Here is a 15,476-nt window from a genome sequence, read left to right on the forward strand (position 1 = left end):
TTTTACTCACTTTAGTTCAAAAGCCATTCACTTGCCATTTGCTGCCTAATTTTTAGACGCATTACCATGAGTGAAATTTCTGCTGCTTCTCTGGGCCAAATACGACCGAATATGGATCTTGATGAATTAATACATCAGCATCAGGGAACACAGAAATAAGCTTGTCCTCTACTTCGTCAGAAATGCGGTGTGCTTCAATCAGTGGGATATTATCTTCGAGTTCTAAATGCAATTGAATGAAACGAACAGGCCCAGAACGGCGCGTTCTTAGTTGATGTACACCCAGTACCCCTTCCACACTCAACGATGCCTCTTTAATTTGCTTGAGCTCTTCATCGGGTAGCTTGTGATCAAGTAGAGATTGCACCGCTTCCATCGCCATTTGGTAAGCACTGTAAAGAATGTAGATGCCGATACCAATCGCGAATACAGAGTCTGCTTGACCGATACCAAACCAACTCAGTGCTAGCGCCAGCATAATCGCCGCATTCATATAGAGGTCAGATTGATAATGCAGTGAGTCAGCCGCAATGGCTTGGCTACCCGTTTTGCTCACAACATGCTTTTGGAATCGAACCAAACCGAAGGTCATGACCATTGCGAACAAGCTGACATAAATACCAATTTCAGGAGAGTTCAGTTCATGCGGTCGGAAGAAACGTTCAATACCGTTAAGAATAAGGAAACAAGCCGAACCAGAAATAAACATCGCTTGTGCTAATGCAGCAAGAGATTCGGCCTTGCCATGACCAAAGGTATGTTCTTTATCAGCTGGCTGCAGAGAGTAACGAACCACCACAAGGTTGACGACAGAAGCGGCGATATCCAACAGTGAGTCAACAACAGAAGCTAATAAACTGACTGAGCCTGTCACCCACCACGCTGCAACCTTCACAACCAATAATATGGAGGCAATGATGGTGGCAGCCCAAGCGGCGAGCGTAACTAAACGTGCGTATTCTTGTTTCATAAATTGGCTATAAAGTGACTGATAGCACAAAGTATAACCCGCAAAACACCGATTGAATATGACAGCTAGGATCTAATACGTTCATTTTAAAGATCAAAAAAAGCGGCACTAGGCCGCTTCTTTCTAAACACTTTCAATCAATTCAGCTTTTTCAAACCATGAATTACTTATCTTTGTTCATGCGTTTTTCCATTTTGTCCGCACATTTAGCCATGCGATCTTGCTGGATTTCTTTCAGTTGAGTCTTCTGTTCAGGTGTTAGCACGCTCATCATTTGATGTTGCTTCTTCAGCATGGTTAAACGACGCTCTGTTTGCTTCTCTACCATTTGGGTTGCTAGGTCGTTTGCCGCCGCTTCATCAAAGGTATCGGCTAGAACTAAATCTTGAACTTTCTCGTGGTGCGCTTTCATCTGCGCCATCTTGTCCGCTTTATTACCTGAATGCTTTGCTTTCATCTCAGCACGGTTCGCTTCACGCATCTCTTTTAGCTCTGCTTTTTGAGCATCCGTCAGATCCAGTTGACGCATCACTTTTTTGTCAAAGCCGCCACACTTGCCGTGCATGCCTTTGTGGTCACCTTTATCGCCACCGCCATATGCGAACGCGCTTGCTGTACCTAACATAAGTGGAAGTGCCGCAGCTACTAGTACAAGTTTCTTAGTCATTTTCATAATTTTTGCCTCAATTCGGTATAATCAGTCATGTGTTGCGTTTGTTTTCAGCGCTTAGATATAGATTAGTCTTTCCCTCGTAAAGCGACGTTTAGAAATCGTAAAGAATCGTAAAGAGTGAAAATTGACGAATAATTAGCAGTATTATTAACCTATAAACAACTGATTAAGGCTTCCCAATGGCGAACATTCTTCTTATTGATGACGACACCGAGCTAACCGGCTTACTTAAAGACATACTGAGCTTTGAGGGATTCACTGTTTCCGAAGCCAACGACGGCTATGCGGGATTGGAAGCTATCAATGATGAGATAGATTTGATTCTTTTGGACGTGATGATGCCGCGCCTTAACGGTATGGAAACGCTAAAGAAACTAAGAGAAAATTGGGAAACGCCAGTACTGATGCTGACAGCTAAAGGTGAAGAGATCGATCGTGTGATTGGCCTTGAGCTTGGCGCAGATGATTACTTGCCAAAGCCTTTCAGTGACCGAGAGCTGCTCGCTCGTATTCGTGCCATCTTACGTAGAACGCAGATCAACACCGCTCCTAAAGCAGCCAGTGATAAGATTCAATATCAAGACATTGAAGTGTTCCCCGGCAAGCAAGAAGCTTATTGTAATGGCCAGCTTATCGATCTTACCACCACCGAGTTCGCTTTGCTGAGTCACCTAATCCAGAACCCAGGGCAAGTGATCACCAAGGAAGCGTTGAGTTTGGATGTGCTGGGCAAAAGGCTTGCAGCATTTGACCGTGCGATAGACATGCACATATCCAACCTACGTAAAAAAATCCCAGAACGCAGTGACGGTAAATCTCGCATCAAGACATTACGAGGCCGTGGCTACTTATTGGTAGAGGAAGATTAATGCGTATACCTAAAATCACCAGCTTATATGGACGTATCTTTGCTATCTTTTGGTTCACCATGTTACTGGTGCTTTTGTCGGTACTGTCACTTCCCCATTTAGACCCGCGAGTGGCGCGCGATGTGCCTGCCGATCATCTCGATAAACTCGAACGTATCGCTAAATTCACAGAAAAGCGCTACGCCAAAGAATCTAACCTGGGAAAAATAGTGTTCCAACTTGAGGCTCCGCGTAGCCGCAAGGATTCTCGTGCTCGTATTTACCTAACCGACCTTGAAGGCGCGGTCCTTACATCGAAAAGACACTCAAATTACAAACTTAAAGCGATTCGTAATTTTGTTACCTCGATAGATAACCCTGAATTACCCAAGCAAAAGTTATACGGACATTACATGGTAGCAGGGCCAGTCCCTATCACACTCGCTGGAGAAGAATTACTGATGTATGCCGGAGTAAAATGGAACCAACCTCCTCCATTTTTGCTGCGCTTATTTGATAGACCTTTACAATTATTGCTTGCGGTAATGCTAGCAAGTACCCCACTGCTATTATGGTTAGCTTGGGCATTGAGCCAACCGGCTCGTAGGCTTGAACGCGCAGCACAACGTGTGGCGAAAGGTCAGTTTGAGGTCGATCCCACACTCGAAAAAGGCACCTCAGAATTCAGACAAGCGGGTGAGAGCTTTAACCAGATGGTCGAAGCGGTTAATCAGATGATTTCGGGGCAACAACGCCTACTTTCAGATATCTCACACGAGCTACGATCGCCATTGACCCGCCTTCGCATGGCCAATGCTCTTGCGATTCGTAAACAGGGTGAGAGCCAAGAGTTAGAACGTATTGATATGGAAGCTCAGCGATTAGAGCAAATGATCAGTGAGCTACTGACGCTATCACGCATGCAGGTCGACAGCCATATTACTCGTGAGGTTCAGCCTATTTCGAGCTTATGGGAAGAGATTTTAAAAGATGCAGAATTTGAAGCTGAACAGATGGGTAAATTACTGACGTTTTCAGAGATCCCAGACCGTTCTATTTCGGGTAACCCTAAGCTACTGATGAGTGCCTTGGACAATATTACGCGCAATGCTATCTACTACGGTAAAGACCAAGTCGATGTGCAATTCGATGTTGTCCAAGATCGGCTGACGATTTGCGTCAATGATAATGGCGATGGTGTGCCTGATGACGAACTGGATTCTATCTTTAGACCTTTCTACCGAGTTTCAACGGCGCGAGATCGTAACTCTGGCGGCACAGGGCTTGGCCTAACCATTACAGAGAGTGCGATTCGTCAACACAGCGGAACCATCACTGCAAGCCGTAGCCAGCTCGGTGGATTACAACTCAAAATCACCCTGCCTATCCTGCCAGTGTAATACCCCTACAAAGATCACAGTTGATAATGATTTCCATTATCATTATGGTAAGTCCTCTAATTAAGGAGGATTTACCATGTCACACTCTTTTCCTGCTCTACCCTACGCCTACGACGCCCTAGAACCTTACATTGACGCTAAGACGATGGAAGTGCATTACAGCAAGCACCATAGAACCTACTACGATAAGTTTGTTGCGGCGATTTCTGGCAGTGAACTTGAGCAGCAATCTCTGACCGAGATCTTCGCTAACATCTCTCAGCACAGCCCTGCCGTTCGCAACAATGGCGGCGGTTACTACAACCATATTTTATATTGGAACTGCATGGCTCAAGATGGCGGGGGTGAACCGGCAGGTAAACTTGGCGACGCGATCCAAAGTACTTTCGGAGATTTCGAGACATTCCAAGATCAGTTCGCTCAAGCGGCAATCAATACCTTCGGTTCAGGCTTTGCTTGGTTGGTAGTAGAAGAAGGACAACTGAAAATCATCTCGACCTCAAACCAAGACAACCCGTGGATGGATACCATCGCCAGCAACGGTGAGCCGATTCTTGCACTGGATGTCTGGGAACACGCCTACTACATCAGCTACCAAAACCGTCGCCCTGATTACATCAATGCATGGTGGAACGTGGTGAATTGGAATGCGGTTTCTGAAAACTACGCACAAGCACTCGCGAATAAAGCGTAAGCCAATGGTGGTGAACTGTACTCACTCAGCTTGCCACCGTATACTCTGGCTATCTTTGATTATTCTTGTGAACCAACATGTTTGATATCGCTCTATACGAACCTGAAATTGCGCCCAATACGGGTAACATCATCCGCCTATGTGCTAACTGCGGCGCAAACCTGCACCTGATTGAGCCGCTTGGCTTTGATTTTGAAGAGAAGAAAGTTCGTCGTGCTGGCTTGGATTACCACGACCTAGCGCGTGTTAAGCGTCACAAGAACCTAGAAGCCTTTCTTGAGTATCTAGAGAATGAACGCGAGGGTGACTTCCGCATCTTTGCTTGCACGACAAAGACCACAGGTCACCACGTGGATGCGAAATTCCAACAAGGTGATGTGTTGATGTTTGGCCCTGAGACACGTGGCCTGCCTGCAGAGTTCATCGAAAGCATGCCAATGGAACAACGCATTCGTATTCCAATGATGCCAGATGCGCGTAGCCTCAACCTATCTAACGCGGTTGCTATTATTGCATTCGAAGCGTGGCGACAAATGGGCTTTGAAGGCGCGGTATAACCGAACGCTCACCCCCTGCTAGCAATAAAAAAGGCTCTTACCATTATCACTTTCTTGCGAAGGATAAAGGTAAGAGCCTTTTCTGTTTTTCCCTCTATATAAAGAAGAGATAAAAACAAAGAAGAGAAAAAACGGATTAGTTTAAGCGGTTACGATCGTTGTCATCGTCTTTCTTCTCAAATTCACCCTCAAAGGTGTTGCCGTCTTTTGATTGGTCAGAGGGATCGCGATTGAATGGGTCTTGTCCAAATGGACTCTGACCAAAACCAGCCTGTCCACCCGCATGGAAACCGCCAGACATATTGGTCACCACCATTTTTTCCATCATTTTCTTAGCAATCATCGCTCTTGGTGCTGGTAGCAATACCAACATACCGAGTGCGTCCGTCATAAAGCCAGGAGTCAGCAGCAATACACCAGCAACCGCAAGCATCACGCCTTCAAGAATCTGTTGTGCTGGCATTTCGCCTTGTTGTAATCGACCTTGCACAGACATAAGTGTTTGAATGCCTTGGCTACGAACAAGCGATGCACCAACAAATGCAGTAATCAAAACCAACGCAATAGTTGGCCACAATCCTAAGAAGCCACCAACTTGAATAAATAGCCCAATCTCAATGATGGGTACGAAGATAAATAGTAATAATAAGATAGGAAACACACGCCCTCCTTTGTTACATCCAGTTTACGCTGAAAGCCCTATCAATCTCAAATTTATCCTGTAAATAAGCGTGTTTATTGACCGAGAATAACTTTGCAAAATATTGACGAAACAAAACCGAAAAAGGTGATCAACTTAATATTTTTATGCGCTAAGTACAGTATCATGTGCCACATAAGTCAGGACGGATTTATCAGCCCAATATTCTAGCGAACGGAGTATTTGCACACAGAATAGGCTAATAACTAACTATATAATCAGAATAATTCTCTAAGGATCCTGTTATGGCTAATCTACCAGAAGCTCAAGTTGAAGCTCCTCAAGCTACTCGTCTCGAAGAAGATCTACTAGGTCAACGTCATGTTCCGGCTGATGCTTACTACGGCATCCACACTCTACGCGCAGTTGAAAACTTCAACATCTCAAATGTAACGATCTCAGATGTACCTGAATTCGTTCGCGGTATGGTGATGACAAAGAAAGCAGCGGCTTTAGCAAACAAAGAGTTAGGTGTAATCCCAAGCGAAGTAGCTAAATACATCATCGAAGCTTGTGACCTCATTCTAGACACTGGTAAGTGCATGGATCAGTTCCCATCGGATGTATTCCAAGGTGGTGCTGGTACTTCTGTAAACATGAATGCTAACGAAGTTGTGGCAAACGTGGCACTTGAACTTATGGGCAAAGAAAAAGGCCAATATGAGTTCATCAACCCGAATGACCATGTAAACCGCAGCCAATCAACAAACTGTGCTTACCCAACTGGTTTCCGTATCTCAGTTTACAACAGCGTTCGTAAACTGATTGACGCTATCGAATACCTAAAAGGCGCATTCGAGCTTAAGAGCCAAGAATTCAACACAATCCTGAAGATGGGCCGTACTCAACTTCAAGATGCTGTTCCAATGACGGTTGGCCAAGAGTTCCACGCTTGGGCTGTAACCATCAACGAAGAAATCAAAAACCTAGAATACACTTCAAAGCTTCTTCTTGAAGTTAACCTAGGCGCAACGGCTATCGGTACTGGTCTGAACGCAGCACCGGGTTACCAAGGCCTAGCAGTGAAACACCTAGCAGAAGTAACGGGCTTAGAGTGTGTAGCGGCTGAAGATCTTATCGAAGCAACATCTGACTGTGGCGCATACGTAATGACGCACGGTGCACTTAAGCGCCTAGCGGTTAAACTGTCTAAGATTTGTAACGACTTACGTCTTCTTTCTTCAGGCCCACGCACTGGCTTTAACGAACTAAACCTACCTGAACTGCAAGCTGGCTCTTCAATCATGCCAGCTAAAGTAAACCCAGTAGTGCCTGAAGTAGTAAACCAAGTTTGCTTTAAAGTTCTAGGTAACGACAACACGGTTTCTTTCGCAGCAGAAGGCGGTCAGCTTCAACTGAACGTAATGGAACCTGTTATCGCACAAAGCATGTTTGAGTCTCTAGACATTCTAACAAACGCATGTGTGAACCTACGCGACAAGTGTGTAGACGGCATTACTGTGAACAAAGAAGTGTGTGAATCTCACGTATTTAACTCTATCGGTATCGTCACTTACCTAAACCCATACATTGGCCACCACGAGGGTGATGTTGTTGGTAAGATCTGTGCTGAAACAGGTAAAAGCGTGCGTGATGTGGTTCTAGAGCGCGGGTTATTAACCGAAGAAGAACTTGATGACATTTTCTCTGTTGAAAATTTGATGCATCCTCAGTATAAAGCAAAACGCTACGAATAACGTTAGCGAAAAAGGGCTCCAAACGGAGCCCTTTTTTAGGCTCCAATACGGTTAACCATGTTAATTTTGTGGATTTCTGTTGGTTGCACTTTTGCGAAATAGAATCTAAACCATAGAACTATTATGTGAACATTCCAGCCGCGAATGCTCACATAATAAAATCTAAAATGAGGTGTTACTTATGATTGCAGTAGAACTATTTGTCGTCCTGCTCTTTATCTTTTTGGGGGCCAGAATTGGCGGTATCGGTATAGGTTTTGCCGGTGGTGCTGGTGTTATTGCCCTTTCACTGATTCTTGGCGTTCCAACAAGCCAGTCTTTCATCCCGATCGACGTAATCTTGATCATCATGTCGGTTATCACCGCAATTGCTGCTATGCAGGTTGCTGGCGGTATGGACTGGTTGGTGCAAATTGCAGAAAACTTTTTGCGTAAACACCCTGAACGCATCACCTTTTACGCGCCGATTGTGACCTTTGTAATGACACTAATGGCCGGTACTGGTCACACAGCATTCTCTACGCTTCCTGTAATCGCAGAAGTAGCGAAAGGCCAAGGTGTTCGTCCTTCTCGTCCACTGTCTATCGCAGTTGTCGCCTCTCAAATTGCTATCACAGCTTCGCCAATCTCGGCTGCCGTTGTCGCTTTCGCAGCAATGCTGGCACCGTTTGGTGTTGATTACCTAACGCTATTGATGGTTTGTATCCCAACAACCTTCATCGCTTGTATGGTTGGTGCGGTTGTTGCTAACTACATGGGTAGCGAACTGAAAGACGATCCTGTTTACCAAGAACGTCTAGAGAAAGGTCTAATCAAACTGGCGACAGAAGAGAAACGTGAAATTCTACCAACAGCGAAGAGAGCAACGTACATCTTCCTAGCAGCGATTGGTTTCGTGGTTTGCTACGCAGCGGCTATCTCTAGCTCTGTTGGCCTAATTGAAAACCCAGCTCTGGGCCGTAACGAAGCAATCATGTCTGTGATGCTGGCAGCAGCTGCTGCAATTGTTATGTTCACTAAGATTGATGCAGCGAAGATTTCTTCAGCGCCAACATTCCGCTCTGGTATGACTGCGTGTGTATGTGTACTAGGTGTGGCTTGGTTAGGTTCAACGTTTGTAAACGCACACGTTGCTGAGATCAAAGACGTAGCAGGTGCTCTACTGGCTGACTACCCATGGATGCTGGCTCTTGTTTTGTTCTTCGCTTCTATGCTGCTTTACTCTCAAGGCGCAACAACAGTTGCACTAATGCCAGCAGCTCTAGCGATTGGCGTAGCACCACTAACAGCCGTGGCTTCTTTTGCTGCAGTAAGTGCACTGTTCGTACTTCCAACTTACCCTACGCTACTGGCAGCGGTTGAGATGGATGACACAGGCTCAACGCGTATTGGTAAGTACGTATTTAATCACCCATTCTTCATTCCTGGTGTGGTAACAATCAGTACAGCGGTTGCACTCGGCTTCGCATTTGGCGGCCTATTCATCTAGTAATCACTAATGTTCTAAACTAAAAAAGGAAGCTTCGGCTTCCTTTTTTGTTTTCTGCTCAATGTGTTATTTGATACACGTCAAATAACCGTTATAAAATTCAAAAACCAACTAAAAATAAAGTTTGAATAAAATTCCAGGATTATTCAAACCATTAATTAGGAATGCCTACCCAGTCAATCTCCCTTTGATTTACCGTCATCCCCATCGAATATTAATCCAAGCTAACTAACCAAAAAACCTTGCCAATTTTCTGCCATTTTTCAGCCCTTTCATTAGCCATTATTTTTGTGAACAGCACCAAACTTAAATACTGACGTAAGGAATAAAATAACCGCAGCTAAATTAAATCTAACTTCATTTGGATTGGTAAATATAAAAACAACCTTAATTTAAAGTCAGCAACTTTATATCGTTGAGTGCTTTATAAGTGTCCGTGTATTTACAATCTATAAATCATTAGTCGCTAATTCACATCACTTCTATTTAAGATGATGTAAGGAGATAGCCATGACAACTCAAACGATACCAAGCGAGAAAAAAAAGGGCGGCTTCTTTGCCAACTTTAAATTTCCTTCTGCCTACACCATTCTATTTATTCTGATTGCGTTCGTCGCGCTGCTTACCTGGATTGTTCCAGCAGGCCAATACGACCGTGCAATGAATGAAGAGCTAGGCCGAGAAGTCCCCGTAACCGGAACCTATCAAGCGGTAGAAGGTAACCCTCAAGGCGTGATTGATGTACTGCTAGCGCCTATTGATGGCTTCTACGACCACAATAGCTATGAAGCAGCGGCTATCGACGTTTCGCTGTTCATCTTAATCATTGGTGGCTTCTTAGGACTAGTAACCAAAACAGGTGCCATTGATGCTGGCATCGAGCGCGTTACCGCCCGCTTAGAAGGGCGAGAAGAGTTGATGATACCAATACTGATGGCACTGTTTGCCGCAGGTGGTACTGTCTACGGCATGGCGGAAGAATCACTGCCATTCTATACATTACTAGTACCAGTAATGATGGCAGCTCGCTTTGACCCTCTAGTTGCGGCTGCGACGGTATTGCTTGGCGCGGGCATTGGGGTGCTAGGCTCTACCATTAACCCATTCGCGACCGTTATTGCTGCCAACGCCTCTGGTATTCCATTTACCGACGGTATCGCGCTGCGTATTGGAATGCTGATTATTGGTTGGGGTATCTGTGTCGCCTACGTCATGCGCTACGCAAGAATGGTACAAGCCGATCCAACAACATCGATTGTTTACGACAAATACGAAGAGAACAAAGCGCACTTCCTTGGCAACGCAAGTGGTGAAAAACTGGAGTTCACCGCGACTCGCAAACTGATCCTGGCCATTTTTGGTGGCTCTTTCGCTGTCATGATTTACGGTGTATCCGTTGCTGGATGGTGGATGGCAGAGATCTCCGCGATGTTCTTAGCTGCGACTATTATTGTCGGCATTGTGTCTCGCATGAGCGAGGAAGAGTTCACAACTAGCTTCATTGACGGTGCTCGAGACCTACTGGGCGTTGCGCTTATCATAGGTATCGCACGTGGTATCGTAGTCGTAATGGACCGCGGTATGATCACCGACACTATTCTTTTCTCAGCAGAACAAATGGTGACTGGCCTTTCTTCAGTTGTCTTCATTAACGTGATGTTCTTCTTAGAAATTCTACTGTCATTCTTAGTACCTTCAACCTCTGGTCTAGCAGTGCTGACTATGCCAATCATGGCGCCATTAGCCGATTTTGCTGGCGTAGGTCGTGACCTTGTTATCACCGCTTACCAATCTGCATCTGGCTTGGTCAACTTAATCACTCCAACCTCTGCAGTGGTAATGGGCGGCTTGGCGATTGCTCGTGTCCCTTACGTGCGCTGGGTTAAATGGGTGATGCCATTAATCGGAATCTTGATGGTGTTCTGCATCGTTGTACTAAGTATTGGTGCGCTTATCTAAAACCTACACACCACCTTCTCGTTCAAAGCCGCTTTCTAGCGGCTTTTTTATTGCTATCTCCCTCAGAGCCAGTCCCCAAAACAACCTCACGAGCTGCACACACTCTATTTTAAGCCTCTCTATAGCCAACCTCATCAGCCAACCTTAAACAACCCAAGGACACCTTCGACAAAGCGTAAATCAACGTTTTAATATTGATATTAAGGCTAATAAAAAAATAATCCATTCCTCTCCATTATGTTTATAAAGATATTTAGTCATTTATTAACGTTAATTATATTTAAAGTTATTCACCTTGTAATAATCAAAGGGGAAATAAAAGCTATTTTTATAGAAAACCGGCTTAAAAAAACCAATTATAAAGTGTGACCACAACAGCTTTATTCGCATTTATTTTGTTAATAAATAATTAATTTCACATCCAAAATTAAATATCTAAATAGAAACATTGCATACTTCCAAGCTAAGTACATTCTTATCAATAAAACTATTATGCATATAATACCTAACAATTTTGACTCTAGGCAGGTTCATCAAAAAAGCGTGCATAAAGTTCCCTAACAGCTAACTATTTAGAATGTAATCGTCATGACTAAAAGTGCATAAAGTTTGTTAAAACCCTTAATTTTAAAGGGCTGCAGGATAAAAAACGATTTGTGATAGATCTCTAAGAATACCTGACTAGCAGGCGTAATATTAATTCCAGACAAGAGATATGAATAAAATAATTCATTATTCTCCACTGAAAATAAATAATTACTCTTAGCGATAAAAGTAATTCAAATATATAAGAGAGAGACGATCATGAGTAAGTTCTATGTAGGTTCTGAAATAGGTCAATTGCGCCGCGTTCTAGTTCACCGCCCAAGACGCGCACTGACTCACCTAACACCCTCTAACTGTCACGATTTACTATTTGATGACGTACTGGCTGTTGAGCGCGCAGGTAAAGAGCATGACGCATTTACTAAAACGCTACGTGATCAGGGTGTTGAAGTTCTTCTTCTTACTGACCTACTAGCAGACACACTAGCAGTGCCAGAAGCGAAAGACTGGCTACTAAGCTGCCAGGTATCTGATTACCGTTTGGGTAAAACATTCGCTAATGATGTGCGCTGCTACTTGGGCGACTTACCAAACTTAGAGCTAGCAAAAATCCTAACGGGCGGTCTGTCTTACGCTGAAATGCCAATGAAATCATCTTCAATGATGCAAGGCATGCACGCACCAACTGACTTCATTATCGAACCTCTACCAAACCACCTATTTACTCGTGACACATCTTGCTGGGTATACGGTGGCGTATCTATCAACCCGATGGCGAAACCTGCTCGTCAACGTGAAACAAACCACGTTCGCGCTATTTACCGCTGGCACCCAACATTCGCAGGCGAAGACTTCATTAAATACTTCGGTGATGAAGAAAACATCAACTACGACAACTCAACAATCGAAGGTGGTGACGTTCTTGTTCTCGGCCGTGGCGCGGTTCTTATCGGTATGTCTGAGCGTACAACAGCACAAGGTGTTGAACACTTAGCGTCTAGCCTATTCAAACACGGTCAAGCGACACAAGTTATCGCAATGCAGCTACCAAAACACCGTTCTTGCATGCACTTAGACACCGTGATGACTCACATGAACGAAGATACGTTCTCTGTTTACCCTGAAGTGGTAAGTAAAGACGTGCAGTGCTGGAACCTAACTGGCGATGAGTCAGGCGCAGTGAAAGTGAAAGAAGAAGGCTACTTCGTAACAGCTATCGAGAAAGCACTTGGCGTAGACAAGCTAAACCTAATCACAACGGGTGGCGACAACTTCCATGCAGAACGTGAGCAGTGGAACGATGCAAACAACGTTCTAACGGTTAAACCTGGCGTTGTTATTGGCTACGAAGGCAACACATACACCAACGAAAAATACGACAAAGCAGGCATCACGGTTCTTCCGATTCCAGGAGACGAACTTGGTCGCGGTCGCGGTGGTGCACGCTGCATGAGCTGCCCAATTGAGCGTGATGGTATCTAATCACTAAGACGAAACGGCCAAGTTGAACGATCTTAAATAATCTCAACTTGGCCAAAATGAGAGAACACAATTATGACTAAGCAAACTGTTGTTGTTGCACTCGGCGGTAATGCCCTACTTCGTCGCGGTGAGCCGTTAGAAGCCGATGTTCAACGCCGTAATATTGAAACGGCTGTTAAAACCATCTCTGAAATCGCGAAAGTGTACAACGTGGTTCTAGTGCACGGTAATGGTCCACAAGTTGGCTTACTTGCTCTGCAAGGTTTGGAGTACAAAAAAGTAAACCCGTATCCATTGGATGTATTGGGCAGTGAGACTCAAGGCATGATCGGCTACATGCTGATGCAAGAGTTCAAAAACTACCTGCCTGACCGCAACATCTCATGCATGTTGACGCAAATGACCGTTGATCCAAACGATCCTGCATTCGCAGATCCAACTAAGCCAATTGGCCCGATCTACGAAGAAGCAGAAGCGCGTGAGTTAGCGGAGAAATTCCACTGGATCGTAAAACCAGACGGTCAACATTTCCGTCGAGTAGTGCCAAGCCCACGCCCTACTGGCATTGTTGAACACGAAGCGATCACTCAACTTATCGATGCAGGTCACCTCGTAATTTGTACTGGCGGTGGTGGCATCCCAGTGAAAAAAGAAAATGGCAAATTAGTCGGCGTTGAAGCGGTTATCGACAAAGACATGTCAGCGGCTTTCTTGGCGAAACAATTGGATGCGGATGCACTACTTATTCTGACCGATGCTGACGCTGTTTATCTTGATTGGGGCAAACCGACTCAACACGCACTGCGCAGTACTACACCAAGTGAATTGGCGAAGTTTACATTTGATGCAGGCTCAATGGGGCCAAAAATTGAAGCATCGTGCGAGTTCATTCAGCAAGGCGGCAAAGTAGTGGGTATCGGCGCACTCGAAGATGGTTTGCAAATCCTGCAAGGCCAAGCGGGCACCAATATCACCAAAGGTTAATGCACTAGCGAGCTTTATCATCTTGAAAAACTTAAAGCTTGAGAACCTTAAGTCTTGAAAGCTTGCGAAAACAGAATCAAACGAAACAAACAAAACCGAACAACTTTAACTAAAAATTGAATCGCGCTTTCTTGAATTTTATTTCCCTGTAACAAGGAAGCGCCTAAATCTAAGAAGGAATACATCATGGCTTTTAACCTACGCAATCGTAACTTCCTAAAACTACTAGATTTCACTCCACGCGAAATTCAACACTTGTTAGATCTTTCTATGGAGCTAAAAAAAGCGAAGTACAACGGTTACGAACAGCCAACACTGACTGGCAAAAACATTGCGCTTATCTTTGAAAAAACCTCAACTCGTACTCGCTGTGCATTCGAAGTAGCAGCATTCGACCAAGGTGCTCGCGTGTCTTACTTAGGCCCATCTGGCTCTCAAATTGGCCACAAAGAATCAATGAAAGACACCGCTCGCGTTCTAGGCCGTATGTACGATGGCATCGAATACCGCGGCTTTGGTCAAGAAATCGTCGAAGAGCTAGGCGCTTACGCTGGCGTTCCTGTATGGAATGGCCTGACTGACGAATTCCACCCAACACAAATCCTAGCTGACTTCCTAACTATGACGGAATACGGCCGTGGCAAGCAACTGCATGAAATCAAGTTTGCTTACCTAGGTGATGCTCGCAACAACATGGGTAACTCTCTAATGGTTGGCGCTGCAAAAATGGGCATGGACATTCGCCTTGTTGCTCCAAAACAATTCTGGCCACAAGAAGAGCTATTGGCTCAATGTCGTGAAATCGCAGAACACACTGGCGGCAAAATCACGCTAACAGAAGATGTTCAAGAAGGCGTGCAAGGTTGTGACTTCCTATACACCGACGTTTGGGTATCAATGGGCGAAGCGAAAGAAGCATGGGCTGAGCGTATCAACCTAATGATGCCTTACCAAGTCAACATGGACATGATCAAAGCAACAGGCAACCCACATGTGAAATTCATGCACTGCCTACCTGCTTTCCACGGCGAAGATACAACTGTCGGTAAACAGCTTGCTGCTGAATATCCACAGCTTAAAGATGGCGTAGAAGTGACGGATGAAGTGGTTGAGTCTGAATACTCTATCGTGTTCGATGAAGCAGAAAACCGCATGCACACCATCAAAGCAGTAATGGTTGCGACATTAGGCAGCTAATTACCTAAGAAATTAAACAGTTAAGACGTTAAAAATTAAGAAGCTAGGCACTCACTTGTTCGAAATACGTTGATAAGTTAAGTGCAATGACAGGGAAATGCGGGTGGCGTTCTTGGGATTTTGACCTTGAATAAAGCTCGCATTTTTTTTCATGCGGTTGAAGAGATAATTTCCTGAAAAACCCTGTAAGTCTCAGCCCCAACAAAGACTTAAATGGGAGTTTAAAATGGACGTAATCTCGCATAAAAATCCATTAAATGAATACTTTACAGAAAGTATT

At 44.7% G+C, this 15,476-nt stretch carries 13 protein-coding genes; 10 read left to right on the plus strand and 3 right to left on the minus strand.

The window, feature by feature from the left end; all coding sequences use genetic code 11:
* Window positions 1-61: 61 nt before the first annotated feature.
* Both fieF and ACED60_RS09925 read right to left on the minus strand, forming a co-directional pair.
* Entirely contained in the window at window positions 62-970 is a 909-nt protein-coding gene (gene fieF / locus ACED60_RS09920) for a CDF family cation-efflux transporter FieF (RefSeq protein ID WP_009848870.1), read from the minus strand.
* A gap of 163 nt (window positions 971-1,133) precedes the next feature.
* Window positions 1,134-1,643 carry a CpxP family protein gene (locus tag ACED60_RS09925; RefSeq protein WP_135444592.1) on the minus strand — a complete coding sequence of 170 codons (510 nt, stop codon included), beginning with the start codon at window positions 1,641-1,643 and terminating at the stop codon, window positions 1,134-1,136.
* A gap of 179 nt (window positions 1,644-1,822) precedes the next feature.
* On the opposite strand from ACED60_RS09925, the gene ACED60_RS09930 reads away from it, so the two are divergent.
* From ACED60_RS09930 to trmL, 4 genes are all read left to right on the plus strand, one after another.
* A complete protein-coding gene (locus ACED60_RS09930) occupies window positions 1,823-2,512 on the plus strand; it encodes a response regulator (RefSeq protein ID WP_009844719.1) in 690 nt (229 codons plus the stop codon).
* Window positions 2,512-3,891: an envelope stress sensor histidine kinase CpxA gene (cpxA, locus tag ACED60_RS09935; RefSeq protein ID WP_012604972.1), complete on the plus strand. Its 1,380-nt coding sequence runs from the start codon at window positions 2,512-2,514 to the stop codon at window positions 3,889-3,891. The genes ACED60_RS09930 and cpxA overlap by 1 nt, the downstream gene beginning before the upstream one ends.
* A gap of 76 nt (window positions 3,892-3,967) precedes the next feature.
* Window positions 3,968-4,585, plus strand: a complete 618-nt coding sequence (locus ACED60_RS09940) for a superoxide dismutase (protein ID WP_012604973.1) — start codon at window positions 3,968-3,970, stop codon at window positions 4,583-4,585.
* A 77-nt stretch (window positions 4,586-4,662) separates the two neighbouring features.
* Window positions 4,663-5,142, plus strand: coding sequence for a tRNA (uridine(34)/cytosine(34)/5-carboxymethylaminomethyluridine(34)-2'-O)-methyltransferase TrmL (gene trmL / locus ACED60_RS09945; RefSeq protein ID WP_009844716.1), 480 nt, complete (start codon window positions 4,663-4,665; stop codon window positions 5,140-5,142).
* 136 nt (window positions 5,143-5,278) lie between these two features.
* On the opposite strand, the gene ACED60_RS09950 is transcribed toward trmL, so the two are convergent.
* Window positions 5,279-5,803 carry an FxsA family protein gene (locus ACED60_RS09950; RefSeq protein WP_012604974.1) on the minus strand — a complete coding sequence of 175 codons (525 nt, stop codon included), beginning with the start codon at window positions 5,801-5,803 and terminating at the stop codon, window positions 5,279-5,281.
* Between the two features lie 284 nt (window positions 5,804-6,087).
* Here ACED60_RS09950 and aspA point away from each other — a divergent pair, with 284 nt between their 5' ends.
* The 6 genes from aspA to ACED60_RS09980 all read left to right on the plus strand — a co-directional run bounded on the left by aspA (window position 6,088) and on the right by ACED60_RS09980 (window position 15,196).
* A complete protein-coding gene (gene aspA, locus ACED60_RS09955) occupies window positions 6,088-7,539 on the plus strand; it encodes an aspartate ammonia-lyase (protein ID WP_371727424.1) in 1,452 nt (483 codons plus the stop codon).
* Between the two features lie 181 nt (window positions 7,540-7,720).
* Window positions 7,721-9,028: an anaerobic C4-dicarboxylate transporter gene (locus tag ACED60_RS09960; RefSeq protein ID WP_009844713.1), complete on the plus strand. Its 1,308-nt coding sequence runs from the start codon at window positions 7,721-7,723 to the stop codon at window positions 9,026-9,028.
* Window positions 9,029-9,538: 510 nt separating this feature from the next.
* Window positions 9,539-10,987: a YfcC family protein gene (locus tag ACED60_RS09965; protein WP_012604975.1), complete on the plus strand. Its 1,449-nt coding sequence runs from the start codon at window positions 9,539-9,541 to the stop codon at window positions 10,985-10,987.
* 804 nt (window positions 10,988-11,791) lie between these two features.
* Window positions 11,792-13,015, plus strand: coding sequence for an arginine deiminase (gene arcA, locus ACED60_RS09970; RefSeq protein ID WP_009844709.1), 1,224 nt, complete (start codon window positions 11,792-11,794; stop codon window positions 13,013-13,015).
* Window positions 13,016-13,087: 72 nt separating this feature from the next.
* Window positions 13,088-13,999 (plus strand): carbamate kinase, encoded by a 912-nt coding sequence (gene arcC, locus ACED60_RS09975; protein ID WP_009844708.1) that lies wholly within the window; start codon window positions 13,088-13,090, stop codon window positions 13,997-13,999.
* Window positions 14,000-14,185: 186 nt separating this feature from the next.
* The gene (locus tag ACED60_RS09980) at window positions 14,186-15,196 is read left to right on the plus strand and encodes an ornithine carbamoyltransferase (RefSeq protein WP_076675508.1); all 1,011 of its coding nucleotides are present in this window, start codon (window positions 14,186-14,188) and stop codon (window positions 15,194-15,196) included.
* The last annotated feature ends 280 nt before the right edge of the window (window positions 15,197-15,476 follow it).

It is taken from the genome of Vibrio sp. 1F279 (genome assembly GCF_041439815.1).
GTDB classification, from domain to species: Bacteria; Pseudomonadota; Gammaproteobacteria; order Enterobacterales; family Vibrionaceae; genus Vibrio; species Vibrio tasmaniensis_A.